This is a genomic window from Pseudomonas sp. ANT_J12 (assembly GCF_008370045.1).
GTDB lineage: Bacteria > Pseudomonadota > Gammaproteobacteria > Pseudomonadales > Pseudomonadaceae > Aquipseudomonas.
Window position 1 is genome coordinate 206778 of the sequence record NZ_VOBN01000003.1, and the last position, 25537, is coordinate 232314.

Genomic DNA, 25537 nt, shown 5'->3' on the forward strand with positions numbered 1-25537 from the left:
AATCATCCGTGCCCCGTTTACGGGGCACGGATGGGTTGTATGCCGCTAGGGGTACAACAAATACGCAGCACTCCCCGCCAGCAGCAACGCCATGCTCCGATTGAACAGACGCATCCCCGCCGGGTTATTCAGATAGCCGCGCATGAACGTCCCGGCATACACCCAGCAGCCGACGGACAGGTAACAGATCACCAGATACACCGCCGCAAACTGCCAGACCAGCCGCGCCTCGCCATCCGCGACAAACGCCCCCATCCCTGCGACACAGGCCAGCCAGGCTTTTGGATTGAGCCACTGCATCACCGCGCCATAGAGCATCGACGGCGCCTGCCCCGACTCGCCGATATGCAGCGACCCGTCGTCTATGGCCAGTTTCCAGGCCATGAACAACAGAAACCCGACCCCGGCCAGTTGCACGACCCGCGTCATCCACGGCCACTGCTGCAACAGTTCATGCAGCCCAAGGCCCATCAGCACCAGCAGCAACACAAACCCCAGGGTCGCTCCGGCCACATGCCGTTGACTGGCACGAAACCCGTACCGCGCCCCGGAACCCAACGCCACAATATTCACCGGCCCCGGCGTGATCGAAGCGACCAGCGCAAACGCCGCCATGGACATCATCAGACTCATCACAGACCTTCTTCAATTCAGTGGGAACAGCGCTCACGGTAAAGAGCGCCCTGCCCCACGTATTGAAGAAAACTGCCTAATCGTCCTCGTGCAATTTCATGCCACCAGCACCAGCAGGGTCATGACCAGGAACGCGGCCGAGATCGGCTGGGGCCGTCGGCAAACGTAGGTCATGGATCGGATTTTGACGTGTGGCCAAGTGTACGGCGACTTGCGCGCGTCACTGTATGGGCAAAACCATCGGTTATCCGTGATAAAAAAGCGGCTCCCGGATCAGGAGCCCCCACCATGGACCTCGCCACCCTCACCCTGTTTGTCCCGGCCTGTTTTGCCCTGAACATGGCCCCCGGCCCGAACAATCTGCTGTCGGTCAGCAACGCCACCCGCTATGGCTATCGTCGCGCCTGTATGGCGGGGATCGGGCGTTTGCTGGCGTTTGCCGGGATGATCGCCCTCGCCTCGGCCGGGCTGGCGGTGGTGCTGCAAACGTCGGAGCTGTTGTTCTACGGGATCAAGATTCTGGGCGCGGCGTATTTGTTCTACCTCGCCTGGCAATTGTGGCGGGCCGATCCCGGCGTGCAAAACGCGGTAGCCGGCGCGCCGGTGGGGATGCTGGCGTTGGCGCGCCAGGAGTTTCTGGTGGCGGCGGGTAATCCGAAGGCGATCCTGATCTTCACCGCGTTTCTCCCGCAATTCGTCGACCCGACCCGGGCGATCACACCACAATTCGCGGTGCTGGGCGTGCTGTTTCTGATGCTGGAGTGGATCGCCATCAGTGCCTACGCCTACATGGGCCTGCACATGCGCCGCTGGTTCGCGGAACCCCGGGGCAAGCGGATCTTCAATCGTTGCTGCGCGGGGTTGTTGTCGGCGGCGGCTTCGGTGTTGTTGATGGCGCGCAGGGCCTGAACCCCCGCGATGCATGTGGGTCATGAATGGAATTGCGAATCAACGTGCACTACTTTGTAGGTGTAGCACCTTCGTTTCGCCATCCTGTTCTGGTTCAGAGGTGACATTCATGAACAACATCATCTACATCGTCGGGGTCGTTGTGATTGTCGTGGTTGTCCTGTCGTTCCTCGGGTTTGCATAGCGTTCCGGTGCCCGCAAACGCAGCTCCAAAACTCGTTACCGGCAGGTCGCCCGAGGCGTGCTGCGATGCCCCTCGGGAGTGCGCGCCTGCGCCTGCTTAATTCCCTGTCGATTTTCCGGTGGAGGCCACTCACAGCCCGCCTTATGCTCACCCCATGAACCTACAAAACGCTGTGCTGCCCCCCCACGCCGAGATGGTTCGCGCCATGCTCGAACGAGACACCGCCTACGAGGGGGTGTTCTTTACTGCGGTCAAGACCACCGGGATTTTCTGCCGCCCCAGTTGCACGGCGCGCAAACCCAAACCCGAGAATGTCGAGTTCTTCGCCCACGCCGATGAATGCATGTCCGCCGGTTATCGCGCTTGCCTGCGCTGCAAACCGCTGGATGCGGCGGCCATTGCGCCGGATTGGGTGCAGCGTTTGCTCACATCGGTGGACGCCAACCCGGACCAGCGCTGGACCGACACGCAGCTGCAAGCCGAGGGCATCGAGCCGTTGAAACTGCGGCGCTGGTTCAAGCAGCATTTCGGCATGACCTTCCATGCGTGGCTGCGTACCCGGCGCCTGGGCATGGCGTTGGGCGGGATCAAACAGGGCGAGTCCATCGACAATGTGGCATTCGATTCCGGCTACGAATCCCTGAGCGGTTTTCGCGATGCCTTTCAAAAATCCTTCCACATCACCCCGGGCCGCGCCGCCAATAGCGAACCGCTGCTGTTCACCCGACTGACCACGCCGCTGGGGCCGATGATTGCCATGGCCGAGCGCCGCGGCTTGGTGTTGCTGGAGTTCCTGGATCGCCCGGCACTGACCAGGGAAGTCGAAGCATTGCAAAACCGTTACGGCTACGTCGTGGCCCCGGGGCACAACGGGCACCTGAAGCAAATCGAGAGCGAACTGGCGCAGTATTTCGCCGGGCAACTGACCGAGTTCACGGTGCCACTGCACCTGCCGGGCAGCGAGTTCGCCCGGCAAGTCTGGGCTGAACTGGCGCAGATTCCCTACGGCCACACCAGCACCTATGGCGCCATCGCCGCGCTGCTGGGCAAACCCGGGGCCAGCCGCGCCGTGGGCCTGGCCAATGGGCATAATCGCCTGGCGATTGTGCTGCCGTGCCATCGGGTGATCGGCGCGGACGGCTCGCTGACCGGCTATGGTGGTGGGCAACAGCGCAAGGCGTTTCTGCTGCGGCTGGAAAAGGCAGCGGTGCAGATCACTCAACAATTGGCATTCTGATCATTTCATAGGGAAGGACATTCGATGGAAGCGCTCGACCAACAGTTCCACAGGCTGCATCAGGACGGCCTGCTGATCCTCACCAACGTCGCCGATGCCACCGGCGCGCGACTGGTGGAACAACTGGGCAGCCAAGCCGTGGCCACCAGCAGCGCGGCGGTGGCCTGGGCCCATGGTTACCCGGACGGCAACACCCTGCCCCTCGAACGTTTGGTGGCGACAGTCGAATCCATCATCCGGGTGATCAATGTGCCGCTGACCGTGGACATCGAGGCCGGTTATTCCGATGACCTGGCACGGGTCGCTGAAGTGATTGATGCAGTGATCGCCGCCGGTGCGGTCGGGATCAACATCGAGGACGGCGCATCGCCTCCGGAGCTGCTGGCGCGCAAGATCGAAGTCGCCCGGCAAGTCGCCGAGCGTCGGGGCGTGAAGCTGTTTATCAATGCCCGCACCGATGTGTACCTCAAGAGCCTGGTGCCTGCCGAAGATCGCGTCGCCGAAACCCTCAAACGCGCGGCGCTGTATCAGGCAGCCGGGGCCGATGGGTTGTTCGCCGCTGGCGTAACGGCGGAATACGAGATCGAGGCGATCTGCCGTGGCACGCCCCTGCCGGTGAACGTGCTGGGCAATGCCAGCCTGCCGTCGCCCGAGGAGCAGAAAACCCTCGGGGTGCGGCGGTTGAGCGCCGGTTCCGGGATTGCCGAATTCCTCTATGGCGCCATGGGTTCGCTGGCGAAAAGTTTCCTGGAAACCGGCAAGCTCAACACCCACGATTTGAAGGCGCTCACCTACGGTGAAGTCAACGCATTGCTGAAAAAATCCTGACTTGCATGCCCGACCTCTACCAGCCTGCCAGTACCTTTCTAGCGTCCATCGACGAGGACTGGCAGCGCCATATCGCCGCTGTCGGCCCCTGCCTGCATCAACCGCATCCGGCGCGGGATCCCTATGAGTCGCTGGTGCGGGCAATTGCCTATCAGCAACTGCATGCCAAGGCCGGGGACGCGATTGTCGGGCGGCTATTGGGTTTGTTCGATTCGGGGGCATTCCCCAGGCCGAAGCAGATTCTGGCGGCAAGCTTCGAGCAGATGCGCAGTTGCGGGTTTTCCGCGAGCAAGATCGCGACCATTCAAGGCATCGCCCAGGCAACGCTGGACGGTGTGGTGCCGGATTACGCCACGGCGCTGGCCATGGACGATGAAGCGTTGATCGAGCGCTTGATCACCTTGCGCGGGGTTGGCCGCTGGACCGTGGAAATGCTGCTGATCTACAGCCTGGAGCGGCCGGATATTTTGCCGGCGGATGACTTTGGTGTACGTGAAGGGTATCGGCGGATGAAGGGGCTGGAGGTGCAGCCCACTCGCAGGCAGATGATTGAGATTGGCCGTGCGTGGAGTCCGTTTCGGACGGTGGCGGCGTGGTATTTGTGGCGGGTGCCGAGCAGGTAGACCGCGTTATCGTTCTTCGCGGGCAAGCCTTGCTCCTACAGGACGTGACGCCCGCCCATTCGATACACCTCCAAAAGCCCATCACAACCCCGACTTCAACCGACTGAACGCCCGAATCAACGCGCGGTTGAACGCCTTGCCATTGTCATTCTTGCTGTACAGCGAAGCCCGCACCTGTTCCGACGGATAGGTCCCCGGATCATTACGAATCGCCGGATCGATCAACCCATCCGCCGCCGTGATCGCATTGGCGTAGTGAATGGTGTCGGTGATCGGCGCAATTACCTGCGGCGTCATCAGGTAGTCCATCAACGCCAGCCCTGCTTGCGGATGCGGCGCGTCCTTGGGGATGACCATGGCGTCGAACCAGATCAACGTCCCCTCTTTGGGTATCCGGTAACTCAACTTGAACGGTTTGTTTGCCGCCTCGGCCTGGCCGGCGGCGATGCCGACGTTGCCGTTCCAGGACATCGCCACGCAGGTGTTGCCGTTGGCCAGATCGCTGATGTTCAGGTCGTTGTCGAAGTAGCGGATGTAGGGCCGGATCTTCGCCAGTTGTTGTTCGGCGAGTTTCAGGTCATCGAGGTTCTGGCGGTTGATGTCCAGGCCCATGTACTTCATCACCGCCGCAAACACTTCGTTGGGATCGTTGAGCAGGCTGACCCCGCAATCGGCGAATTTCGCCACCACCGCCGGGTCGAACAGCATCGCCCAACTGTCCCGTGGCGCGTCGGGCAGACGCTGCTTGACTGCCTCCTCCTGATAGCCGACGCCGGTGGTGCCCCAGGCATAGATCCCGGCGTAGCGATTGCCCGGATCGAACACCGCCATGTGCTGGCGAAACTCCTCGCCGACGCCGGCAAAGTGCGGCAGTTGCTGCTTGTCCACGGTCTGGATCGCCCCGCTCTGGATCGCCCGGGACAAGTGCTGCCCCGCCGTCAGCACCAGGTCGTAGCCACTGCGGCCGGTGAGCAGTTTGGTCTCGACGGTTTCCAGGGAGTCGAAGTGATCGGCCACCACATGAATGCCGGTCTGTTTCTCGAAATTGCTCAGGGTGTCCGGCGCCAGGTACTCGCCCCAGATGTACAGGTTGACCACCGGTTGGGCGGTATCGGCGGCCTGCACACACAGGGGTGCAAGCACCAGCAATAACGCTTGAGTCAGTTTGTGCAGGCCCACGATTACACTCCTTTGCCGGCGTACTGCGGCATGGTGATGCAGGCGACGTTGCCGCCACCGAGAAGGATTTCCCGAGAGTTTTCGATGCCGACAATCCTGTGCCGGGGGAACAGTTCGGCGAGGGTCGCCAACGCCACTTGATCCTGACGGTCGCCGAACAACGGCACCACGATCGAGGTGTTGCCGGCGTAATAGTTGATGTACGACGCACAGATCTTCGTCCCGGCCTGACGGGTATGGGTGCTGTCCTGCTGATCCAGTCCTTCGGCTTCTTCAGCGGTCCATTCCAGCACATCCGGTTGCGGCAACTTGTGCACGATCAACTCGCGACCACGACTGTCGCGGGTGCTGCGCAGGATGTCGTAGGCCTCCTGGTAGATTTCCCATTGCGGGTCATCGCGGTTGTCGGTCCATTGCAGCACCACTTCGCCGGGGCGCACGAAGCACGCGAGGTCATCGACGTGGCCATCGGTTTCGTCGAACTTGCAGCCCCGTGGCAGCCAGATGACTTGCTCGGCGCCAAGGTAATCGGTCAGTCGGCGGGTGACTTCATCCTTGCCCAAATGCTGGTTGCGATTGCGGTTGAGCAGGCACTGCTCGGTGGTGAGAATGCTGCCCTGACCGTCGCTCTGGATGCCGCCCAGTTCGGCAATCAGCGGCGCGCGGTAGCGGTCGAAGCGTTCTATTTCGAGAATCTTGCTGGCGATCTGATCGTCCTTGTCCCACGGGTAGTACAAGCCGCCGTCGAGGCCGCCATAGGCGTTGAATTCGAAATCCACGCCGCGCACTTCGCCGCTGGCATCGTTGACCACAAAGCACGGGCCGCTGTCGCGAAACCAGGTGTCGTTGCAGGTCATCTCGACGACTCGCACCTGTGGCGGCAACTGACGGCGCGCGGTGGCGAACTGCGTGGCAGAGGCACACACGGTGACCGGTTCGCTCTGGGAGATCGCGGTGACGATTTGCACCCAGACTTTCTGCGCGGGCTTGGCGCCGTTGCGCCACACGTCGGTACGCTCCGGCCAGCCGAGCCAGCAGCCGGACTTGGTTTCAAACTCGCCGGGCAGGCGGAAGCCGTCTTGTTTTGGAGTCGAATCGAGCAAACGTGCCATGGGCAAACCTCATCAGCGGGGATTGGAATGACCCCAGACTAAGGTCGCCGGCAGACGCCTCGCCAACGATGATTATTTCGGAACAGTTGAATTCAACTCATCAATCAATCAGTTGATCGTTGAACCATTCGAGCATCTGCGCCACGGCCGGACGCTCCAGGCGCACCCGCTCGCACACCAGCGCGTATTGGCCCAACGCGGTGATGTTGGCCGCGAACGGCCGTACCAGCCGACCGCTCTGCAAATCTTCCTGCGCCGTCAGGTTATCGCCCATGGCCACGCCCTGCCCCTGGGCGGCGGCTTCCAGCGCCAACCCGGCGTGGGCGAAATACAGCTGTCGTTCCGGGCGCTGGTCGCCGGCATGGCTGGTGAGCCAGGCGGTCCAGGTCTTGCCGTCCTGATCGTCGTGCAACAGGCAATGGCGCGCCAGGTCCTTCGGGGTTTTCAGCAGGCCCTGGTTGAACAGCCCGGGGCTGCACACCGGGAAAAACTGCAACGCCGGCAATGGCCGCACGAAAAACGCACTGCTGTCCACCGGACCGGTGCCGTAGGTGATTGCCAGGTCGATGTCTTCCCCCGGCGCGGTGGCGTCGATCGGTTGTTCGTAGAGGTGCAAGGTGATGTGCGGGTAGCGCGCGTAAAAATCCGTGAGGCGACTCATCAACCACTTTTGCGCCAGCTCGGCGGTGACCGCCAAACGCAGCACGGCCAGCGACGACGGATCACGCAGTTCATCGCAGGCCTCGCCGATCAGTTCGAAGGCTTGCTGCAAACTCTGCATCAGGCGCCCGGCGGCCATGGTCGGGCGAATCTGCCGACCTTCGCGGATAAACAGCGACACACCCAGTTGCTCTTCGAGCTGGCGGATTTGATGGCTGACGGCGCTGTCGGTCACGCACAACTCCGCCGCCGCCCGGCCGAAATGCGCGTGGCGGGCGGCGCATTCGAAGGTTTTGAGTGCTGCCAGGGAAGGTAGACGTCGCATGAGGAGAGCCCCGATTTCGAGGGGCTCATGCTGCCCCGGTCGGTCGCGGGCGTCTAGTGGGGCTGAGTTCTGCCTGCCACACAACATCAGCAATACGCATTTCAACTTCATACTTAATGACTGTTTTTTATAATTAACTTATAACTAATCGGACTTTTACAGCGCCGTATTATACAAATACTGTTACAACCATCACCGACCCCTGACCAGGTGGAGGCTCTCGGAACTGCATGTTTTTCCGGCCGACACCACTCCACGGTCAACTGCCACACCAAAACCTGAAATCGGCAAAAGCCCCCGCCGCCATGGCTTTCAAACCATGGCCCCGGCAACGCTTTGCCCCAAAAAAAACAGACAACGCCAACGACACACCTGGGGCTCACCATGCACAACACCTTCGCTGCAAACCGACTGACGCTGGCCGTGTCGCTCGCCCTGTTCGGCTTGTCGGCCCACGCCGACGAAAACACCAAGGATGGTGCCCTCCCCGTTGTCACCGTCACCGCCGAGCACCACAGCGAAGACCTGCAAAAAACCCCGCTGGCGATCTCGGCGTTCGACGAAAAAACCCTCGAAGACAAGCAGATCAAAAGCATCCGCGACCTCTCCGGGCAAGTGCCGAACCTGACCCTCAGCCGTCAGTCGATCTCCTACAGTGCCCAGACCTACGGCATTCGCGGCATCGGCGAGACCGACCCGATCCAGGAATCCGCCGTGGCGGTGTACGCCGATGACCTGTACATCCCACGGGCCATTTCGTCGATGCTCGACTTCAACGACGTCGAGCGCGTCGAAGTGCTGCGCGGCCCGCAAGGCACGCTGTACGGACGCAACAGCAGCGCCGGTGCGATCCGCGTGATCACCCGCGATCCGACCCAGGAAACCCGAGGCTTCTTTGAGCTGGGCGCCGGTAATTACAACGCGCAGAACGGCCGTTTCCTGATCAGCGGCCCGCTCGTGGACAACGCGCTGTTCGGCAGTTTTTCGGCGATTCGCCTGACCCGCGACGGTACCGTTTCCGATCCGACGCGCGGCAAGGATGTGAACAACGTCGACATCCAGTCCTATCGCGGCAAGCTGCGCTTGAACCCCATCGATTCGCCGTGGGATGTGCAGTTGACCCTGGCCGGCACCTTCGACCGGGGCGACACCACCAGCTACACGCCATTCGATGCCAACGGCCACTTCGACAAATTCAAGAGCTACAGCAGCCTCGACCCGAAAAACCGCCTCGACCAGGGCAGCGCGGTGTTGCGCGCGATCTACACGATCAACGACAACCTGAACGTCAAGTCGGTGACCGCCTATTCCGGGTTCAATCAACCGGTGGACTACGACAACTCGGGGCAAGCAGCGCTGATCCAGCAAAACCTGATCACCTACAAGCAGGACTACGCCACCCAGGAATGGCAGCTCAACGGCGACTACGACAAATTCAGCTTCAGCACCGGCCTGTACCTGTACCGCGAGAAGTTCGAAGCCGACCGCGACAACCTGACCTATTCCGTGGCACGCAACCGGGTGATTGGCCAGGGCCAATACAGCACGACCAACACCGAAAGCTACGCGTTGTATGGCCAGGGCAGCTACAAGATCACCCCGCAACTGTCGCTGATCGCCGGGCTGCGCTTTACCCGCGAGCACAAGAATTTCGATTACACCAACTACGCGATCAACACCAACCGGCAGATTACCGGGACCAATTTCACGGCTGATTCGAGCAAATCGTGGCAGTCCACCAGCCCGAAAATCGGTTTCGAATACGCCTGGACCCCGCATCTGAACCAGTACGCCTACGTCGCCAAAGGCTTCAAGGCCGGTGGCTACGATAACCGCGCGCCGACCCGCGCGGCGGCCGAACAAGCGTTCTCGCCGGAAGACGTGACCACCTGGGAAACCGGCTTCAAAGGTGATTTCTTCGACCAGCGCCTGCGGGCCAACGTCGCGGTGTTCTACAACGACTACAAGGACCTGCAAACCAACGCCTACGACCCGGCGCTGGGCGTGAGCCTGCGGACCAACGTCGGTCAGGCCCACACCTATGGCGTCGAGCTGGAAACCCTCACCGCCCTGACCCGCGACCTGCAACTGACCGCCAACGTCGGCTACCTGCAAAGCCAGTACGACGATTTCGAAAACGCCAGCGGCGCCGGGGTCGATGCCAACGGCAAACAACTGGTGTTCTCGCCCCGCTGGAACGCCAGCGTTGGCCTGAATTACACGATCCCGGCGGGCCTGCCCGGCACCTGGCTGGCGGGCACCGATGCGCAGTTCCAGACCAAGTCCTACGCCAACGCGTTGAACGACGACGTGCAGGAAATCCCCCAGCAGACCTTCTGGAACGCCAACACCCGCTACCTCTCCAGCGACGGCCACTGGACCACCACCCTGGCGGTGAAAAATCTGCTCGACCGCGCCTACCCGCAATCGGTCGGCTACGTGCCGTCCAGTGGCGCTCGCTACTACTCGATCAACGACCCGCGAACCCTGTTGTTGTCGCTGCGTTACGACCTTTAACCCTCACGTGATCCCCCTGTAGGCGCTGACGAAGGCTGCGCCTACGGGGGATCCAGCCGCTCTTCAATGCCAAGGAGCAACACGATGGCTTTTACCCGCAGAGAAATGATTACCCGAATCGCCGCCGTCGGCGGCTATGGTGCCGCCGTGAGCGCCCTCGGCGCGCTGGGGCTCACGCCGCAAGCCGTGGCGGCGACGTTCACCCCGCTGCAACTGGGCAGCAGTGGCAAAGGCAAAAACGTGGTGGTGGTCGGTGCCGGGATCTCCGGGCTGGTCAGTGCCTATGAGCTGCGCAAGGCCGGTTTCAGCGTGACGATTCTGGAGGCTCGGGAGCGCGTCGGCGGACGCAACTGGACCCTGCGCCGTGGCACCAAAGTCGATTTCGACGACGGCGTCAGCCAGACCGTCGACTTCGATGACGGGCAGTTTTTCAACGCCGGGCCGGCGCGAATTCCCAGCCATCACCAGACCATCCTCGGCTACTGCCGCGAGTTGGGCGTCGAGCTGCAAGTGCTGGTCAACAGCAGCCGCAACGCCCTGGCTCTGCCGGACCCGAGCAAACCGGCGTTCCAGTTGCGCCAGGCGGTCAACGACACCCGTGGCCAGCTCTCCGAACTGCTGGCGCGCACCGTCAGCCGCCAAGCCCTGGACCAGGATCTGAGCGTCGACGACCGCAAGGCCTTGCTGAATTTCCTCAAGGTCTATGGCGACCTGAATGCCGACTTCCAATACAAAGGCTCCGTGCGCTCCGGCTACACCCGCGTGCCCGGTGCCGGCGATCAAACCGGGGTGACCCGGGCCCCGCTGGAACTGCAAACCCTGCTCAATCCCAAGCTCTGGGGCGCGTTGGTGTTTGACGAAATCCCCGAGTTTTCTTCGACCATGTTCCAGCCGGTGGGCGGCATGGACCGGATTCCCTACGCGTTCTACGACAAGCTCAAGGACGCCGTGCGTTTTAACGCCGAAGTCAGCGATATCCAGACGTCCGAAAGCGGCAGCCGCATCACCTATCGTGATCGCAAGACTGGCAAGACCCAGACCCTGAACGCCGATTACGCGGTGGTCACCGTGCCGCTGCCATTGCTGGCGAAACTGCCGAGCAACTTCAGCCAGCCGTTCAAGCAAGCGATCCTCAGCGCGCAAAGCGATCAAGCGAACAAAGTGGCCTGGCAGTCGCCGCGTTTCTGGGAAACCGACTTCAACATCTATGGCGGCCTCTCTTACCTGGACCATGAAGTCAAAGGCCTGTGGTATCCAAGCGACCGGCTCAACAGCGCCCAGGGGATCCTGGTCGCCGCCTACAACACCAGCGAACCGGCCCAGGCCTTCAGCAAGAAATCCCTCGCCGAACAGTTCGCCTCCTCGCGGCAAGCCGTCGAACTGCTGCACCCCGGCCACAGCGCCAAGCTGCAAAAACCGGTGGCGATCAACTGGGCCAAGGTGCCCTTCAGCAAAGGCCCGTGGATCGTCAACGACGAGGTTGGCGAGAGCGCTTACGCGATTCTCAACCAACCCCAGGGCCGCACCTATCTGGCCAGCGACGCCCTCGCCCACGGCGGCGTCGGCATCTGGCAGAACAGCGCCGCCGACTCGGCCCGACGCATCGTCGCGCTGATTGGCCGACATGCCGAACGCACTCAATCGGGCGTTGCCGCCTGACTCTTTTCGCTTAAAGGACTGAACGATGAAAGCCATTACCTTGCTCACAGGATTGCTCATGACCGCCACCGCCCTCACCAGCCAGGCCGACGACATCAAACGCATCGCCCTGCCCAACTCGAATTTCCCGATCTCGTTGGCGGTGTCGGTGCCGGCGCAAACCGATCTGCTGTTTGTCAGCGGATTGCTCGCCGATCTGCATGATCCGAAAGCGCCCAAGGATTCCTTCGCCGCGTATGGCGATACCGCAACCCAGACCACCTCGATCCTGAACAAGCTCAAAGGCGTGCTGCAAAGCCAGGGCCTGGACCTCGGCGATGTGGTGCAGCTGCGGGTGTTCCTGGTGGGCGATCCGGCCAAGGGCAACACGCTTGATTTCGCCGGGTTGCAGGAAGGCTACACGCCGTTCTTTGGCAGCACCGCGCAGCCGAACAAACCGGCGCGCACGGCGATTCAGGTCGTCGCGCTGCCGCTGCCCGGCGGCCTGGTGGAAATCGAAGCCATCGCCGCGCGCAAGAAATGACACGCATAACACTAGAAATTCAGGAGCTTCACCCTTATGCGCAACTGCCCAGTCCCTGCTTATCGTCCTTTGTTATTGCCGCTATCCTTCGCGTGCAGCCTGACCTCGTTCAGCCTTGAAGCCGCTGAAACCGGCGCGCCAACCCTCGACACCGTGGTGGTCACCGGCAACCGTGGTGCCGAGCAACGCACCGTCACTACCAGCCCGACGCCGATTGATGTGGTGACCGGCGAACAACTGCGCTCGGTCGGCAAACCGAGCCTGCTGGAAGCCCTGAGCAAATTCATTCCCTCGTTTAACCTGCCGGACCGCGCCGGGTGGGATGCCAGCGGCGTGGTGCGCTCGGCGACCCTGCGCGGGTTGACCGCGTCCCATGTGTTGGTGCTGGTCAACGGCAAACGCCGCCACACCAGCGCCACGCTGAACATCAATGGGATCAACAGCGGTGCGGCACCGAGCGATCTGGACCTGATCCCGGTGGCGTCCATCGACCATATCGAAGTGCTGCGCGACGGGGCGGCGGCGCAATATGGTTCGGATGCGATTTCCGGGGTGATCAACATCATCCTCAAGCAGACCACGGGCGGCAGTTCTGATACGACGCTGGGCCAGGGTTACGACGGCAAGCGCGGCACCGGGCAGGAAGCGCTCAATTATGGGTTTCAGGTCGGTGAGGCCGGAGTACTTAACGTGTCCCTCGACACCCGGTATCAGGAGCGCGACAACAAGGCCGGCAGCAACGGCTACAGCGCTCATTACTACCCGCAGGCCGATGGCTCGCCCGATCCGCGCGAAGCCGATGCCAGCCATCACACCTACAAAGGCTATGGCTTGCCCCGCAGTCAGTTGGCCGATGCCGGCTACAACCTCGATCTGCCACTCAATGATGCGCTGACGTTGTATTCGTTCTCGACCGTGGCCACCCGCGAGAACAACGACGGCCAGAACTTCCGCCTGCCCAGCGGGCGCAACACCATCACCACCGGACCCAATGGCTATCCCGATGGCTACAGCCCTTATTGGCTGGTCAACGAAACCGATTTCCAGTCGGCTTTCGGTGCCAAGGGCGACAACCTCGGCGGATGGGCCTGGGACCTGAGCAGCACCTACGGGCGCAACTACGCCAAGCAGCGGACCTACGACAACCAGAACCCGTCCCTGGGCGAAAACACCCCGAACACATTCACCTCCGGCATTTACATCGCCGACCAGTTGACCAGCAACCTGGACCTGAAAAAAAGCTACGAAATCGGCCTGGCCAAGCCGATGGATGTGGCCTTTGGTTTCGAGCATCGGCGGGAAAGCTACGAGACCCGCGCCGGGTCCGAAGCTTCGTATATCGATGGCGGTTACGTGTTCCCGGTCGGCCATCCACGGGCCGGGCAACGTCCGGATCCGGGGGCGCAAGTCACCAATGGGATTACCCCGGAAGATGCGCAGAAAGTCAGCCGCAACAGCGTCGCCAGCTACATCGATCTGGGCTTCTACCCGGTTGAACAGTGGTACGTCGGCGTCGCCGGCCGTTACGAACACTACAACGAAGGCATCGGCGGCACCCGCAGCGGCAAGCTCAGCACCCGCTATGAGTTCAACCCGGTGTTCTCGGTGCGCGGCAGCGTCAGCAATGGCTTTCGCGCGCCTTCTTTGGCCAACCAGATTTTTACCGCGCGCTCGACCGGGTTCGACACCATCAATGGTGTCTACCAGTCTTACAACTACGTGATCCTGCCGGTGGACTCGGCAGGCGCCCAGGCCCTCGGCGCCGAGGCGTTGAAACCTGAACGCTCGACCAACTTCAGCCTCGGCTTCGCCCTGACTCCAAGCGAGGATTTGAGCCTGACGGTCGACGGTTACGTGATCAACCTGCGTGATCGCCTGGTGCTCAGCGAACGCTTCCAGGGCCCGGGCATCGCCGCCCTGCTCGACGGCATCGGCGTACCGGCCACGGCGGGCGCGCAGTACTTCACCAACGGCGCCAGCACCCGCACGTCCGGGGTCGATGTGGTGGGCAACTACCGGCAGAACCTCAATCGCTACGGCACGGTGAAATGGACCGCAGCGCTGAACTACAACCACACCCAGATCCTCAGCGTGAACGACACCCCGGAACAACTGACCGCACTGGGCGGCAATTTCCAGCTGATGGGTCGCCAGTCCCGGGCGCTGATCACCAAGACCTCGCCGAGCAGCAAGATGATTTTCGCCGCCGACTGGGGCATCAGCGACTTCGACGTCAACCTGCGGCTGACCCGTTATGGCACGTACACCGAGGTCAACAGTTCGAGCGATCCGAGCCTGGATCGCGAGTACTCGGCCAAATGGATTACCGACCTGGATGTGGCCTATGCGCTGAGCAAACAACTGACCGTGGCCGTGGGCGCGCAGAACCTGTTCGACAAATACCCCGACCATATCGGTGTGCCCAACTCGTCGTTCGGCGAAAACTGGGGCAGCTATTCACCGTTCGGTTTCACCGGGGGTTACTACTACACCCGATTGCAGTACGCGTTCTGATGTCAAATCGCGGGCAAAAAAAATCCCAGGCAGCTGATGGACGCCTGGGACTTAAAAATGCATAAACCGTGGTGGTGAACGCGGGGCGATATTAACCTACTAAAATACTTTGAAACAATATAATTCTGCGCACTGTTCGGTTAATTAACGTCGTAAGCCCTTATATATCAACACTATTTGTGCGGACTTGCGGACCTCACGCAATTGGAATCAACGGATCGGCGGCAGCCCAAGCGGTCTCGCGATTGGCGGCTGGCGGGTAAATCCACACGGTATTGATCTGCGTCTTGAGCGCCTTGCCTTCCTGTTTCACCAGTTTGACCTGGCGATCCCAACCTTCGGTGTAGACCGCGCCCCAGGCGCCCAGGTCCAGGCACGTCACGTACTTGGGCTGGCTGTACGGCGTCGGGTCCACACCCAACATCTGCGCGGCCACGTTGTTACCGGCATGACGGCCGAGGACGATCGCGTGCTGGCAGGTCATCAGCGCGTGGTTGCCGATGTCGTCGCTTGCGGCGTAGGCCACGTCGCCCGTGGCGAAGATATCGTCCTGACCGATGACTTGCAGGTGGGCGTCCACGTGCAGGCGGCCAAGGTGATCGCGTTCAGCCGGGATTTGCTCGGTCAGGGAGCTGGCGCGCACGCCGGTGGTCCAGATCACGGTGTTGGCTTCGATGCGTTGACCGTCGGCCAGGGTCACACCGTTTTGATCGACTGATACCACCGACGACTTCAGCTGCCATTTAACGCCCAACACAGTGCTCGCCTCGGCGATGGACTGGCTGATTTCAGCGCCCATGGACGCGCCGACCTTCTCACCGCGATCAACGATGATCACGTTGATGTTGGCGTTATCGCCCAGGATGGCTCTCAGGCGAGCGGGCATTTCGGTCGCAGTTTCAATTCCGGTGAAGCCGCCGCCGGCGACAACGACGGTGTTGCGGGCTTTGCTTTCTGGCTGATTGGCCAGGGATTTGAGGTGGTTTTCCAGGCGTACGGCTTGTTCGATCTGGTCCACGTCGAACGCGTACTCGATCACACCGGGGGTGTTCGGTGAAGCGAGACGGCTGCCAGTGGCCAGAACGAGTTTGTCGTAGCTGATTACCTGTCTGGCACCCGACGCATCGAGATAACCGACACGTTTTTGCTCGACATCGATGGTGTCAGCAGCGCCCTGGACGAACTTCACACCCACCGCATCGAACAGCTCGCCAATCGGCGCGGCCAGTTGATGGGCATTCGGTTCGTAGAAGCGCGGACGCACCCGCAGCTCGGCCTGAGGCGCCAGGACAGTGACTTCAACGCGGTCGTGCCCATGGATATCGAACAAACGCGTGGCGCTCAACGCCGTCCACATGCCGCCAAAACCTGCGCCAATGACCAGAATCTGTTGTTTCATTTTTTAGCTCCGAGTGGAAAACCAGATGATGAATGTTTTCAGGGGTCATGACGGCTGCCCGACCGAATAACTACGACTCTATTGGTCGCCTTTAATCCAAACAAGTCAACATTACTGATCATTCCAATCGGTTTATCAGATTGGTTTTAAAAACCCGTCTGGGCCGAGCCTTACTGATCAGCCCATCCCTAACCCAATAAATAAAGAAGCCGCGACGCGCGTTGCCGCCCTCCTGAACCGCTGCTAATATTTGCGACAATATTAGTCGGAGATCACTATGTCTCTTTACAGCGCAGGCGTTGAGTACGGCATTCATTGCCTGCTTTTTCTGGTGGGTAATGGCGGCGACTCCCGCGAGGCGAGCGTGCGCGACCTCGCGGAGCTGCAAGGCGTGCCGCTGGATTATCTGGCGAAAATCTTCACCAAACTGGCCAAGGCCAAACTGGTGGTGGCCACTGAAGGCGTGCGCGGTGGTTTCAAACTGGCCCGGCCTTCCGATGAAATCACCCTGTTGGACATCGTCAACGCCATCGACGGCCAGAAGCTGATCTTCGATTGCCGTGAGATTCGTGGCCGTTGCGCTTTGTTCGAAGGCGCGCCGCCGGCCTGGGCGCTGGACGGCGGCTGTGCGGTGCATGGGGCGATGATGACCGCGCAGAAACGCATGGAAGACGCCCTCGCCCAGACCGCCCTGATTGATTTGGCGAGAAAGGTCGGACGCAAGGCCCCGCCGGAGTTTTCCGGTCAGGTGGATGAATGGCTGACAGATCGTCGCGAGAAGAAAAGCGGTGCAGGCTCAGAGCAAAGCATTGCGGTGACCGACATCACCGACTAGCCAGCACCACAAAAAAGCCGAAGCCGGAATAATCCGGCTTCGGCTTTCTTCAAAATCGATACCCAGTCTTACAGACAGTCACGCACCGCTTGGCGCATCGCCGCCGATTTCGCCCACGGCGGCCCTTGGTACAGCGACACCCGGCTGCCGTCCTTCGATTTCACGATATCCAGAATCTCGTCCGCCGTGATGATGCTTGGCGCGGTCAGGCGATAGCCGTTGGAAATGGCCATTTGTTTGGTCTTGGGAATCTGCACTTGCCACAACGGCAGCACGCACGCGACGTAGTCTTTCGGCGGCTTGGCGCTGTATTTGCTGACATTGGGCTCGCCCGGCACCAGGGATGCGGGTAATGAACAGCCCGCCAACATCGCCACCGCGACCCCCGCCATCAACATCCGCATACCGCTTCCTCATCCCGAAAAACGGCGAATGTAGCGCGTAGCCGCCCAGACTTCCAGCGAACGATTGGCGAAAGCGACAGAACCGACGTGCGCCCTTACGAACGGAACGCCCCACCGGGTAAACGCGACTAATCTTTCGGAGTGGGATTTTGCAGGAGGTCATCATTTTGCTAAACGAACTCGAGAAAGCATTGCATCGCGACTTGCAAAGTGTGGAGTCGAATCTGCGCTGGTCGGCGGTCGAACTTTTGCGCCTGGCTGAACAGTTTCGCCAGGCTGGCAATGAAGTGGATGCCCAGGTAGCCCTGAGGCTGCGGGAGGTGCTCCAGGGGGATGAAGAACGGCTGAAGAGCTACGCCGAGGAAGTGAAGGCGCGGCATATCCGCCGACCGTAAGCTCACTCACCGGAGCACTGCCATGAACAAGCCCCTGTTCGCCTTGGTCGCCGTACTGGCGGCATCGGGCGGTTGCAGCACCGATTCACACGTCTATCGCAATCAGCCGCTGGTGGCCAAAGTCGAAAGCGGCATGAGCAAGGATCAAGTCGAGCAGATCGGCGGCAAGCCCCTGGCCGTCACCGATCGCACGGTGGAGCCCGGCAGCTGTTATGACTACAAGCTGGTTCAGGAAGGCCGCCAGCAACCCTACAACGTCAGTTTCAATGGCGCGGGCAAGGTGGATCACACCAGTTTCATGAGCTGCGCGGAATGGAGTAACGCCCAACGCAGAGCCCGGGAACCCTCTCACTCCTCAAGCGGAATGGGGGGCATGGGCGGCAGCGGCTACTAGCCGAGCGCCAATAAAAAGCCCCGGGGGCAGGCCGGGGCTACACACACGTCGACTACTGGTCAGGCGCCGGCCGTCTCGTCCGCGCCTTATAGGTTGGCAGAGACGCCGCGAAAGCCAGTGCCTCTTCACGGCTGGCGAAGGCGGCCAAACGGTCACCTTTGGTGCAGACCCGCCATGGGCCATGATTGACGCTGAGGACGTCGTAACCGTTCATGTGCATCTTGGTCAGCATCTCAATGCTCATAGTCACCTCCTTATTGGGCAGTGAACATCCACGATTGACGTGCCTACCCTACACCCGCTCCCTGCCCAGGTGCCGACCAGACGTCGCGACGTTTGGTGGCACTTTCCCCTTGCATGACCACTCCAACCCTTCAAGCCGCCGGAATACCGGGCCTCGGCTCGAATATTGCATTTTTGTGACTGTTTTATGACAAACGGGCAATCAGGTAACACATGAAAGTACGCGCCACCGTGATATGCGAACAAGACCGACACGTCCTCCTGGTACGCAAGCCCCGGTGTCGCTGGATTTTGCCCGGCGGCAAGGTCGAGCCGGGCGAAACCAGAGCCGACGCGGCCATCCGCGAACTGGCGGAAGAAACCGGGCTGAGGGTCGACGGCATGCTGTACCTGATGGAGGTGGAAGATGGCGGCACCCGACACCACGTCTATGAAGCATCAGTGGTCAACCTCGACAACGCCCGGCCACAAAACGAGATCATCGATTGCATGTGGCATCCGCTGGACGCCATCCACAACCTGAAAATCAGCGACGCCACGCTGCGGATCGTCAAGGCGTTTCAGCGGCGCTTATAAGGCTGGCCTCAGCCCTGATCGCCACCGCCCACCGGCATAATCATGCCGGTGATATAGGAAGCCTCGTCGCTGGCCAGGAACAAGATAGCGCTGGCCTGCTCATCCAGCGTGCCGTAGCGCTTCATCCAACTGCTGTCGAGGGTTTGCTCGACAATCTGCTGATACCAGACCTTTTCCTGCGCGCTTTGCCCGGCATTGTTACGCGGGATCACCCGTGGCGGTGCCTCAGTGCCGCCCGGTGCCGTGGCATTGACCCGGACCCCGCGACCGGCGGTTTCGAATGCCAGGCACGCCGTCAGCGCATTGACCCCGCCTTTCGCTGCGCCATACGGCACTCGATTGACGCTGCGGGTAGCAATGGACGAAACATTGACGATGGCCCCACGGCCTTGCTCCAGCATGAACGGCAGCGCGGCATGGCAACACCACAGCGTCGGGAACAGCGAGCGACGCACTTCAGCTTCGATCTGTTGCACTTCGTAATGTTCGAAGGGCTTGGTCCAGATCGTCCCGCCGACGTTATTGACCAGCACATCCAGACGGCCAAAGCGCTCGACGGCGGTTTTCATCACTCGGCTGCATTCGCTGTAATCCTCAAGGTCGGCGGTCAGCGCAAGTACCTGGCTGCCTTGCCCCAGTTGCAGTTGTAACTCGAAAACCAGCTCGGAGCGATCAACCAGAATCAACCGCGCGCCCTCCGCCGCCATACGCTCAGCGACACGCCGTCCAATGCCTTGGGCAGCCCCGGTAATCAACACGATTTTTTCGTGAAATCTGTTCATACACACCTCATGACAACCCCCTCTCCCGCAGGAGCTGCCGAAGGCTGCGATCTTTTGACATTGCTTTTTAAGATCAGGACCAAAAGATCACAGACTTCGGCGACTCCTACGGGGGGGGGGCGGCGCCGTAGAAAATTTTATGCCGCGCTGGCAGCAAACTTCTCGTAGTAGAAATTCGCCGGGGCGATCCCTCGTTCGCGAATGTAGTGGCTGACCGCCTCGACCATCGGCGGCGGGCCGCACAGGTAAACGTCGACATCGCCGTCGTTCAGATGCCGCGGCTCGATGTGCTGGGTCACATAGCCCTTGAGCGGATGCTGGCTGTCGGGGTTGGCCACGCAGGCGCTGAAGCTGAAATTCGGGATGCGCGCGGCGAAGGCTTCCAGCCGATCGAGCTCCACCAGGTCGAAGTCGTTGGTCACGCCGTAGATCAGATGCAGCGGTTGCTCGCTACCCTGCTCGGCGATTTTTTCCAGCATCGCGGTGAACGGTGCCAAACCGGTGCCACCGGCCAGCAACAACAGCGGACGGCGGATATCCCTTAGGTAGAAACTGCCCAGCGGTCCAGCCAGGGTCATGCTGTCGCCGGCCTTGGCCATGCCGGTGAGGAAGCTGCTCATCAGGCCGCCGGGCACGTTGCGAATCAGGAAACTGACCTCGCCATCGCGCTGCAACGAGCTGAAGGAATACGCACGGGTCTGCTCGCTGCCGGGAACCCCAAGGTTCACGTATTGCCCTGGCAGGAAAGCGAGTTTGCTGAGGGCCTCACCTTTGATCGACAGCGCAATGGTGCTGTCGGACAACTGCCGAACAGCGCTGATGGTCGCTTCAAAACTGGCCTGGCGGGTACGGCACACGTCCGAGGAAACCGGGACCCGCACCACGCAATCGCTCTGGGCGCGCATCTGGCAGGTCAGGACAAAACCTTGTTCGGCTTCGTCCGCGCTGAGGGCGTCTTCGATGTACTCCTCGCCCAGGTCGTAACGCCCGGCCTCGGCAAAACATTTGCAGGTGCCGCAGGCGCCGTCGCGGCAGTCCAGCGGAATATTGATGCCCTGGCGGTACGCGGCATCGGCCACGGTTTCGCCAGGGTTGGCGTCGATGAAACGGGTGACGCCGTCTTCGAAATTGAATGCAATGGAATGCGTCATGACGGTCGCCTCACAAGTGATAGATATCAATGACCTGACGAACGTAGTCGTTCTTCAGGATCACTTTCTTGGCCTTGATCAGGGGGTTTTCACCGCGCACGTCCAAGGTGTAGAAACTGCTGCCGAAATAGCTGTCGACGGTCTTGTAGCGAAAGCTCAGGGTGTGCCAGTTGAAACGCACCTTGCACAGGCCGTCGGCGTGTTCCAGCAGCTCGATGTTGCTGAGGTTGTGGGAGGTGCGGGTGTCCGGAATGCTGGCGCTGGAGCGCTCGGTCTTGATGCGGAATATGCGGTCCTCCAGGCCGGTACGGCTGCCGTACCAGATCAGCGAGATCTCCCGCTGCGGGTCTTCGGTCAGTTCGTCGTTGTCATCCCAGGATGGCATCCAGAAGGAAGCGTCGGCGGCGTACAGTTCCAGCCAGTCGTCCCATTGCTTGTCATCGAGGTAACGGGCTTCGCGGTAGAGAAAATCGCGCACGGCTTCGTAGGTGATGGTCATTGCACGGACTCCACTGCAATCAATTCGGACTGTTCAGCGGCCAGGGCCTTGAGCATGGTTTGCTGCCAGTACTTGTGTTGCAGCACGAACAGGCCTTCGTCCTCGGTGCGCACGCCGCTGAGCAACGGATGCAGATCGATTTCCCGAGCCGCGTCATCGGCGCCTTCGATCCAGTGTTCGGCGCCGCGGGACATGTCGTTCCAGGTGGTGACACTGCCCTGATAACCGGTCTGGCAGGAGCGAAACTCCTCCAGATCGTCCGGCGTCGCCATGCCGCTGACGTTGAAGAAATCCTCGTATTGGCGAATCCGGCTCGACCGCGCGCTATCGCTTTCACCTTTGGGGGCGATGCAGTAAATGGTGATTTCTGTGCGGTTGACCGAGATTGGCCGGGCGATGCGGATTTGCGAGCTGAACTGATCCATCAGGTACACGTTCGGGTACAGGCACAGGTTGCGCGAGTTCTCGATCATCCAGTCGGCACGAGCCTGGCCGAAGTCCTGGGCCAACTCGTCGCGGCGTTCGTACAGCGGACGGTCCTCGGGGTTGGACCAGCGGGTCCAGAGCAGCATGTGGCCCTTGTCGAACGAGTAAAAACCACCGCCCTGCTTGGCCCAGGTACCCGCGCTCATGGTCGGATTGCTGTCACCGGCCTCGCGCTGTTTGCGTTGATTCTGGGTCGCCGCGTAGTTCCAGTGCACCGAACTGACGTGGTAGCCGTCGGCACCGTTTTCGGCGGTGAGTTTCCAGTTGCCTTCGTAGATGTAGCTGGAAGAACCACGCAGCACTTGCAGGCCATCAGCGGACTGGTCGACGATCATGTCGATGATCTTTGCCGACTCGCCCAAGTGTTCCACCAGTGGCACCACATCGGCCTTGAGGCTGCCGAACAGGAAGCCGCGATAGGACTCGAACCGCGCGACTTTGGTCAGGTCGTGGGAGCCGTCGCAGTTGAAACTCGCCGGATAACCCGCTTCGGCCGGGTCCTTGACCTTGAGCAGCTTGCCGGAGTTGTTGAAGGTCCAGCCGTGGAACGGACAGGTGTAAGAGCTTTTGTTGCCGGTCTTGTGCCGGCAGAGCATGGCGCCGCGATGGCTGCAGGCATTGATGAAGGCGTTGAGTTCACCGGCCTTGTTGCGCGCAATAAAGATCGACTGGCGGCCCATGGTGGTGGTGTAGAAATCGTTGAGGTTGGGGATCTGGCTTTCGTGGGCCAGATACAGCCAGTTGCCTTCGAAGATGTGTTTCATCTCCAGATCAAACAACCGCGGATCGGTGAACATCTCGCGCTTGCAGCGATAGATGCCCTGTTCTTTGTCGTCTTCCAGCAGGGAGTGAAGGTATTCGGGTCGCAGGGACATGGCCGCCGCCTCCATTGTTTTTATTCAGGCAGGGCCATGCTAGGACGGGGGGTTGAAGCGGACTATCCGATGGGTGCAGACCTTTGTCCGTTTAGCGCAGCCCCTGACCCTGATCGTTCCCACGCTCTGCGTGGGAATGCCTCAACGGACGCTCCGCGTTCGGCCTTTTGGGATGCGGAGCGTACCGGGCTGCATTCCCACGCAGAGCGTGGGAACGATCATTCGGCGCTCGGTTTAGTGCCGGCGCTTGAGGGTGTCGGACGGCAGTTCACCGAACTGTTTGCGGTAGCTGTCGGAGAACCGTCCCAAGTGCAGGAAGCCATAATCCATCGCCACTTCGGTGATGTTGCGCACGTTGCAGGTCGGGTCGCTCAGGCAGGCGTTGATGCGCTCCAGGCGTTTCTGGCGGATGTAGTTTTTCGGCGTGGCCCCGGCGTTGCGTTCGAACAAACCATAGAGCGAACGCACACTCATCCGCGCCTGACGCGCCAGTTGTTCGCTGTCGATCTCCTGCTTGAGATTGCGCGCGATGTAATCGGCGATCACCTCGAACGTGGCCGACGGCGAACCAGGACTGACCCGACTGACGTTGGTGCTCATCAGGCTGAGCATCTTGCTGACGATGATCTGCGCATAGTGCTCCTGCACCTTGGGTATCTGCTCGGTGGCTTCGGCCTCCTGGCAAATCATCGCCAGCAGGTTGACGAAACCTTCCAGTTGATCGAGCTGATAGCGGTTCTCCAGAAACCGCACGCCCTGCCCCGGATAACGCCAGCGTTGCTCATCGCACACCGATTCCAGCAAACGGGTCGGGACTTTGAGGATGAATTTTTCGCAATCGGCGGAATAGGTCAGGTCCACCGGATCGTCCGGATTGATCAGCAGCAACTCGCCGGGTTCGAAGTCGTGTTCCTGGCCATGGCCGCGCCACAGGCAGTGGCCGCGCAGCAGCACTTGCAGGTGATAAATGCTTTCCAGCGCGCCGGAGGTGACCCGCACGCTGGCGCCGTAGCTGATGCGACACAGGTCGAGGCTAGCGAACTTGCGGTGATCGAGGCTGGCCAGCGGTCGGCCGACACGGGGCATCAAGATGCAATGGTTGCCAACGTGCTGATTGACGTAGCCCGACACCGCGTAAGGGTCGGCGTGGTCGAAAATTCTGCTGCGCTGACTCAACAGTTGCGCGTGCATCATCGGGTCACTCTCATTGTTGTTATCGGTTGCGTCGGGCGATTCTAAGGCACCGGTCGCAACGCAGAAGGCCACGAGATAAACGGTCGGTTATCTCGTGGCCCGGGCCGGCTAAGTGATGCACTCAGTCTTCAAGTGCGCGAACTCGCTCATGGCGCTGTTGCTCCTCGGGCTGGGCGGACGACTGCAAGGTGAAATCGAAGTCGATTTCGGCAAACCGGCCGCTGACACCGTGGGCCGCCGCCCTTTTTTGATCGTCGCTGAAGGTGATGTGGGCGATCAATTCATCGCGAGTGGCGTAGGCGAAGTCGTCGTGCAGGTATTGATCGCCATCCAGGTTGATCTGGGTCGTCAGGTGACGATGATCCGGCGCCGAGATGAAGAAGTGGATATGCGCCGGGCGCTGGCCATGGCGGCCCAGTTGATCGAGCAAGTGCTGGGTCGGACCGTCCGGCGGGCAGCCATAACCCGACGGCACGATGCTGCGAAAACGATAACGACCCTCGGCGTCAGTGACGATGCGCCGACGCAGATTGAACTCCGATTGTGTGGTATCGAAATACGAATACGTGCCGCCGGTATTGGCGTGCCAGACATCCACCACGGCCCCGGCGAGCGGTTCGCCAGCGGTATTGCGCACCTGGCCCTGCATGAACAGCACCACGCCCGGATCGACACCGTCATCAAGTCGTGCCTCGCCTTCAGACAGCGGCGCGCCGGCCACATACAGCGGCCCTTCGATGGTCCGTGGCGTGCCACCGGCCTTGCCGGCCTGCTCGTCTTCGGCATCCATCAACAGGTCGAGGTAATGCTCCAGACCGAGCCCGGCCACCAGCAAACCCGCCTCCTGACGCGCACCCAGCACGTTCAGATAATTGACCGCTTTCCAGAACTCTTCCGGGGTTACGGACAGGTCTTCAATGATGTTCACCGAATCGCGCAGGATGCGATACACCAGCGCCTTGACCCGCGGATCACCAGCCTCGTTGAGCAGACCGCTGGCCTCTTCGAGAAACTTCTGGGCGCTGGCCGTGTGGGAAATCTTGACGTTCATGGGGGTTCCTCATCTTGTAGTTATTAGCGTAGCGAACTGAGCTGGCGGGGCTCAGCGGTCATCCTCGCGAATCGAAGAAGGATGCCGGCACATCGGGTCTATCTCGATGGCCATGTAGGGAAACAGCGGCAGTTGCATCAGCAGGTCGTGCAGTTCCTGAACGCTGTCGACATCGAACACGCTGTAGTTGGCGTAGTGCCCGGCGATTCGCCACAGGTGGCGCCATTTGCCCTGCTCTTGCAGGCGCTGGGCCAGGGCCTTTTCGTCGGCCTTGAGTCGAGTGGCGAGTTCGGGGGTCATGTCGAGTGGCAGGTTCACGGTCATTTTTACGTGGAACAGCATGATGCGCT

The 25537-nt window shown here is 60.9% G+C and carries 26 protein-coding genes; 12 read left to right on the forward strand and 14 right to left on the reverse strand.

Annotation, left to right across the window (positions count from 1 at the left end):
- Positions 1-45: 45 nt before the first annotated feature.
- Positions 46-633 (reverse strand): LysE family translocator, encoded by a 588-nt coding sequence (locus FQ192_RS09135; protein WP_149658313.1) that lies wholly within the window; start codon positions 631-633, stop codon positions 46-48.
- Positions 634-921: 288 nt separating this feature from the next.
- Here FQ192_RS09135 and FQ192_RS09140 point away from each other — a divergent pair, with 288 nt between their 5' ends.
- From FQ192_RS09140 to FQ192_RS09155, 4 genes are all read left to right on the forward strand, one after another.
- Positions 922-1542, forward strand: coding sequence for a LysE family translocator (locus FQ192_RS09140; protein WP_149658314.1), 621 nt, complete (start codon positions 922-924; stop codon positions 1540-1542).
- Positions 1543-1880: 338 nt separating this feature from the next.
- Positions 1881-2963 carry a bifunctional transcriptional activator/DNA repair enzyme AdaA gene (locus FQ192_RS34855; RefSeq protein ID WP_149658315.1) on the forward strand — a complete coding sequence of 361 codons (1083 nt, stop codon included), beginning with the start codon at positions 1881-1883 and terminating at the stop codon, positions 2961-2963.
- A 24-nt stretch (positions 2964-2987) separates the two neighbouring features.
- Positions 2988-3791, forward strand: a complete 804-nt coding sequence (locus FQ192_RS09150; protein WP_149658316.1) for an isocitrate lyase/phosphoenolpyruvate mutase family protein — start codon at positions 2988-2990, stop codon at positions 3789-3791.
- A gap of 5 nt (positions 3792-3796) precedes the next feature.
- The gene (locus FQ192_RS09155) at positions 3797-4414 is read left to right on the forward strand and encodes a DNA-3-methyladenine glycosylase (protein ID WP_149658317.1); all 618 of its coding nucleotides are present in this window, start codon (positions 3797-3799) and stop codon (positions 4412-4414) included.
- Between the two features lie 81 nt (positions 4415-4495).
- On the opposite strand, the gene FQ192_RS09160 is transcribed toward FQ192_RS09155, so the two are convergent.
- From FQ192_RS09160 to FQ192_RS09170, 3 genes are all read right to left on the reverse strand, one after another.
- Complete coding sequence (locus FQ192_RS09160; protein ID WP_149658318.1) at positions 4496-5593, reverse strand: extracellular solute-binding protein; 1098 nt, start codon at positions 5591-5593, stop codon at positions 4496-4498.
- Positions 5594-5595: 2 nt separating this feature from the next.
- Positions 5596-6705: an agmatine deiminase gene (gene aguA / locus FQ192_RS09165; protein WP_149658319.1), complete on the reverse strand. Its 1110-nt coding sequence runs from the start codon at positions 6703-6705 to the stop codon at positions 5596-5598.
- A gap of 100 nt (positions 6706-6805) precedes the next feature.
- On the reverse strand, positions 6806-7690 hold the full coding sequence (locus FQ192_RS09170) for a LysR substrate-binding domain-containing protein (protein WP_149658320.1): 885 nt from the start codon (positions 7688-7690) through the stop codon (positions 6806-6808).
- Positions 7691-8074: 384 nt separating this feature from the next.
- Here FQ192_RS09170 and FQ192_RS09175 point away from each other — a divergent pair, with 384 nt between their 5' ends.
- From FQ192_RS09175 to FQ192_RS09190, 4 genes are all read left to right on the forward strand, one after another.
- Positions 8075-10207, forward strand: coding sequence for a TonB-dependent receptor (locus tag FQ192_RS09175; protein WP_149658321.1), 2133 nt, complete (start codon positions 8075-8077; stop codon positions 10205-10207).
- Positions 10208-10291: 84 nt separating this feature from the next.
- Positions 10292-11866 (forward strand): FAD-dependent oxidoreductase, encoded by a 1575-nt coding sequence (locus FQ192_RS09180; RefSeq protein WP_149658322.1) that lies wholly within the window; start codon positions 10292-10294, stop codon positions 11864-11866.
- A gap of 25 nt (positions 11867-11891) precedes the next feature.
- The gene (locus FQ192_RS09185; RefSeq protein WP_149658323.1) at positions 11892-12389 is read left to right on the forward strand and encodes a RidA family protein; all 498 of its coding nucleotides are present in this window, start codon (positions 11892-11894) and stop codon (positions 12387-12389) included.
- Between the two features lie 36 nt (positions 12390-12425).
- Positions 12426-14903 (forward strand): TonB-dependent siderophore receptor, encoded by a 2478-nt coding sequence (locus FQ192_RS09190; RefSeq protein ID WP_149658324.1) that lies wholly within the window; start codon positions 12426-12428, stop codon positions 14901-14903.
- Positions 14904-15099: 196 nt separating this feature from the next.
- On the opposite strand, the gene FQ192_RS09195 is transcribed toward FQ192_RS09190, so the two are convergent.
- Positions 15100-16302: an NAD(P)/FAD-dependent oxidoreductase gene (locus tag FQ192_RS09195; RefSeq protein WP_149658325.1), complete on the reverse strand. Its 1203-nt coding sequence runs from the start codon at positions 16300-16302 to the stop codon at positions 15100-15102.
- Positions 16303-16579: 277 nt separating this feature from the next.
- On the opposite strand from FQ192_RS09195, the gene FQ192_RS09200 reads away from it, so the two are divergent.
- A complete protein-coding gene (locus FQ192_RS09200; protein ID WP_149658326.1) occupies positions 16580-17137 on the forward strand; it encodes an Rrf2 family transcriptional regulator in 558 nt (185 codons plus the stop codon).
- 68 nt (positions 17138-17205) lie between these two features.
- On the opposite strand, the gene FQ192_RS09205 is transcribed toward FQ192_RS09200, so the two are convergent.
- Positions 17206-17541 (reverse strand): hypothetical protein, encoded by a 336-nt coding sequence (locus tag FQ192_RS09205; RefSeq protein ID WP_149658327.1) that lies wholly within the window; start codon positions 17539-17541, stop codon positions 17206-17208.
- 164 nt (positions 17542-17705) lie between these two features.
- Here FQ192_RS09205 and FQ192_RS09210 point away from each other — a divergent pair, with 164 nt between their 5' ends.
- Together FQ192_RS09210 and osmE are read left to right on the forward strand one after the other, a co-directional pair.
- Positions 17706-17936 (forward strand): hypothetical protein, encoded by a 231-nt coding sequence (locus tag FQ192_RS09210; RefSeq protein WP_149658599.1) that lies wholly within the window; start codon positions 17706-17708, stop codon positions 17934-17936.
- A 22-nt stretch (positions 17937-17958) separates the two neighbouring features.
- The gene (gene osmE / locus FQ192_RS09215) at positions 17959-18330 is read left to right on the forward strand and encodes an osmotically-inducible lipoprotein OsmE (RefSeq protein ID WP_149658328.1); all 372 of its coding nucleotides are present in this window, start codon (positions 17959-17961) and stop codon (positions 18328-18330) included.
- Between the two features lie 52 nt (positions 18331-18382).
- Here the strand turns inward: osmE and FQ192_RS09220 are convergent, their stop codons facing one another.
- Entirely contained in the window at positions 18383-18574 is a 192-nt protein-coding gene (locus FQ192_RS09220; protein WP_149658329.1) for a DUF2188 domain-containing protein, read from the reverse strand.
- A 212-nt stretch (positions 18575-18786) separates the two neighbouring features.
- Here FQ192_RS09220 and FQ192_RS09225 point away from each other — a divergent pair, with 212 nt between their 5' ends.
- Complete coding sequence (locus FQ192_RS09225; protein WP_149658330.1) at positions 18787-19149, forward strand: NUDIX hydrolase; 363 nt, start codon at positions 18787-18789, stop codon at positions 19147-19149.
- 8 nt (positions 19150-19157) lie between these two features.
- On the opposite strand, the gene FQ192_RS09230 is transcribed toward FQ192_RS09225, so the two are convergent.
- The 7 genes from FQ192_RS09230 to catC form a co-directional block, all read right to left on the reverse strand.
- Positions 19158-19931: a 1,6-dihydroxycyclohexa-2,4-diene-1-carboxylate dehydrogenase gene (locus tag FQ192_RS09230; protein ID WP_149658331.1), complete on the reverse strand. Its 774-nt coding sequence runs from the start codon at positions 19929-19931 to the stop codon at positions 19158-19160.
- A 137-nt stretch (positions 19932-20068) separates the two neighbouring features.
- Positions 20069-21082 carry a benzoate 1,2-dioxygenase electron transfer component BenC gene (benC, locus tag FQ192_RS09235; RefSeq protein WP_149658332.1) on the reverse strand — a complete coding sequence of 338 codons (1014 nt, stop codon included), beginning with the start codon at positions 21080-21082 and terminating at the stop codon, positions 20069-20071.
- 10 nt (positions 21083-21092) lie between these two features.
- Positions 21093-21581: a benzoate 1,2-dioxygenase small subunit gene (gene benB, locus FQ192_RS09240; RefSeq protein WP_149658333.1), complete on the reverse strand. Its 489-nt coding sequence runs from the start codon at positions 21579-21581 to the stop codon at positions 21093-21095.
- The gene (gene benA / locus FQ192_RS09245) at positions 21578-22942 is read right to left on the reverse strand and encodes a benzoate 1,2-dioxygenase large subunit (protein WP_149658334.1); all 1365 of its coding nucleotides are present in this window, start codon (positions 22940-22942) and stop codon (positions 21578-21580) included. The genes benB and benA overlap by 4 nt, the downstream gene beginning before the upstream one ends.
- 234 nt (positions 22943-23176) lie before the next feature.
- Complete coding sequence (locus FQ192_RS09250; RefSeq protein ID WP_149658335.1) at positions 23177-24136, reverse strand: AraC family transcriptional regulator; 960 nt, start codon at positions 24134-24136, stop codon at positions 23177-23179.
- Positions 24137-24257: 121 nt separating this feature from the next.
- A complete protein-coding gene (gene catA / locus FQ192_RS09255) occupies positions 24258-25187 on the reverse strand; it encodes a catechol 1,2-dioxygenase (protein WP_149658336.1) in 930 nt (309 codons plus the stop codon).
- A 51-nt stretch (positions 25188-25238) separates the two neighbouring features.
- On the reverse strand, positions 25239-25529 hold the full coding sequence (gene catC, locus FQ192_RS09260; RefSeq protein WP_149658337.1) for a muconolactone Delta-isomerase: 291 nt from the start codon (positions 25527-25529) through the stop codon (positions 25239-25241).
- Positions 25530-25537 lie beyond the last annotated feature (8 nt).

Bases quoted from the DNA above. Each gene is read 5' to 3' on its own strand.
- benA (WP_149658334.1), bottom strand. From the start codon at position 22,942: ATGTCCCTGCGACCCGAATACCTTCACTCCCTGCTGGAAGACGACAAA.
- benC (WP_149658332.1), bottom strand. From the start codon at position 21,082: ATGACGCATTCCATTGCATTCAATTTCGAAGACGGCGTCACCCGTTTC.
- FQ192_RS09185 (WP_149658323.1), top strand. From the start codon at position 11,892: ATGAAAGCCATTACCTTGCTCACAGGATTGCTCATGACCGCCACCGCC.
- FQ192_RS09155 (WP_149658317.1), top strand. From the start codon at position 3,797: ATGCCCGACCTCTACCAGCCTGCCAGTACCTTTCTAGCGTCCATCGAC.
- FQ192_RS09195 (WP_149658325.1), bottom strand. From the start codon at position 16,302: ATGAAACAACAGATTCTGGTCATTGGCGCAGGTTTTGGCGGCATGTGG.
- FQ192_RS09180 (WP_149658322.1), top strand. From the start codon at position 10,292: ATGGCTTTTACCCGCAGAGAAATGATTACCCGAATCGCCGCCGTCGGC.
- FQ192_RS09175 (WP_149658321.1), top strand. From the start codon at position 8,075: ATGCACAACACCTTCGCTGCAAACCGACTGACGCTGGCCGTGTCGCTC.
- FQ192_RS09230 (WP_149658331.1), bottom strand. From the start codon at position 19,931: ATGAACAGATTTCACGAAAAAATCGTGTTGATTACCGGGGCTGCCCAA.
- FQ192_RS34855 (WP_149658315.1), top strand. From the start codon at position 1,881: ATGAACCTACAAAACGCTGTGCTGCCCCCCCACGCCGAGATGGTTCGC.
- FQ192_RS09140 (WP_149658314.1), top strand. From the start codon at position 922: ATGGACCTCGCCACCCTCACCCTGTTTGTCCCGGCCTGTTTTGCCCTG.
- aguA (WP_149658319.1), bottom strand. From the start codon at position 6,705: ATGGCACGTTTGCTCGATTCGACTCCAAAACAAGACGGCTTCCGCCTG.
- FQ192_RS09135 (WP_149658313.1), bottom strand. From the start codon at position 633: ATGAGTCTGATGATGTCCATGGCGGCGTTTGCGCTGGTCGCTTCGATC.
- FQ192_RS09220 (WP_149658329.1), bottom strand. From the start codon at position 18,574: ATGAGCATTGAGATGCTGACCAAGATGCACATGAACGGTTACGACGTC.
- osmE (WP_149658328.1), top strand. From the start codon at position 17,959: ATGAACAAGCCCCTGTTCGCCTTGGTCGCCGTACTGGCGGCATCGGGC.
- catC (WP_149658337.1), bottom strand. From the start codon at position 25,529: ATGCTGTTCCACGTAAAAATGACCGTGAACCTGCCACTCGACATGACC.
- FQ192_RS09170 (WP_149658320.1), bottom strand. From the start codon at position 7,690: ATGCGACGTCTACCTTCCCTGGCAGCACTCAAAACCTTCGAATGCGCC.
- FQ192_RS09250 (WP_149658335.1), bottom strand. From the start codon at position 24,136: ATGATGCACGCGCAACTGTTGAGTCAGCGCAGCAGAATTTTCGACCAC.
- FQ192_RS09225 (WP_149658330.1), top strand. From the start codon at position 18,787: ATGAAAGTACGCGCCACCGTGATATGCGAACAAGACCGACACGTCCTC.
- FQ192_RS09200 (WP_149658326.1), top strand. From the start codon at position 16,580: ATGTCTCTTTACAGCGCAGGCGTTGAGTACGGCATTCATTGCCTGCTT.
- benB (WP_149658333.1), bottom strand. From the start codon at position 21,581: ATGACCATCACCTACGAAGCCGTGCGCGATTTTCTCTACCGCGAAGCC.
- catA (WP_149658336.1), bottom strand. From the start codon at position 25,187: ATGAACGTCAAGATTTCCCACACGGCCAGCGCCCAGAAGTTTCTCGAA.
- FQ192_RS09205 (WP_149658327.1), bottom strand. From the start codon at position 17,541: ATGCGGATGTTGATGGCGGGGGTCGCGGTGGCGATGTTGGCGGGCTGT.
- FQ192_RS09190 (WP_149658324.1), top strand. From the start codon at position 12,426: ATGCGCAACTGCCCAGTCCCTGCTTATCGTCCTTTGTTATTGCCGCTA.
- FQ192_RS09150 (WP_149658316.1), top strand. From the start codon at position 2,988: ATGGAAGCGCTCGACCAACAGTTCCACAGGCTGCATCAGGACGGCCTG.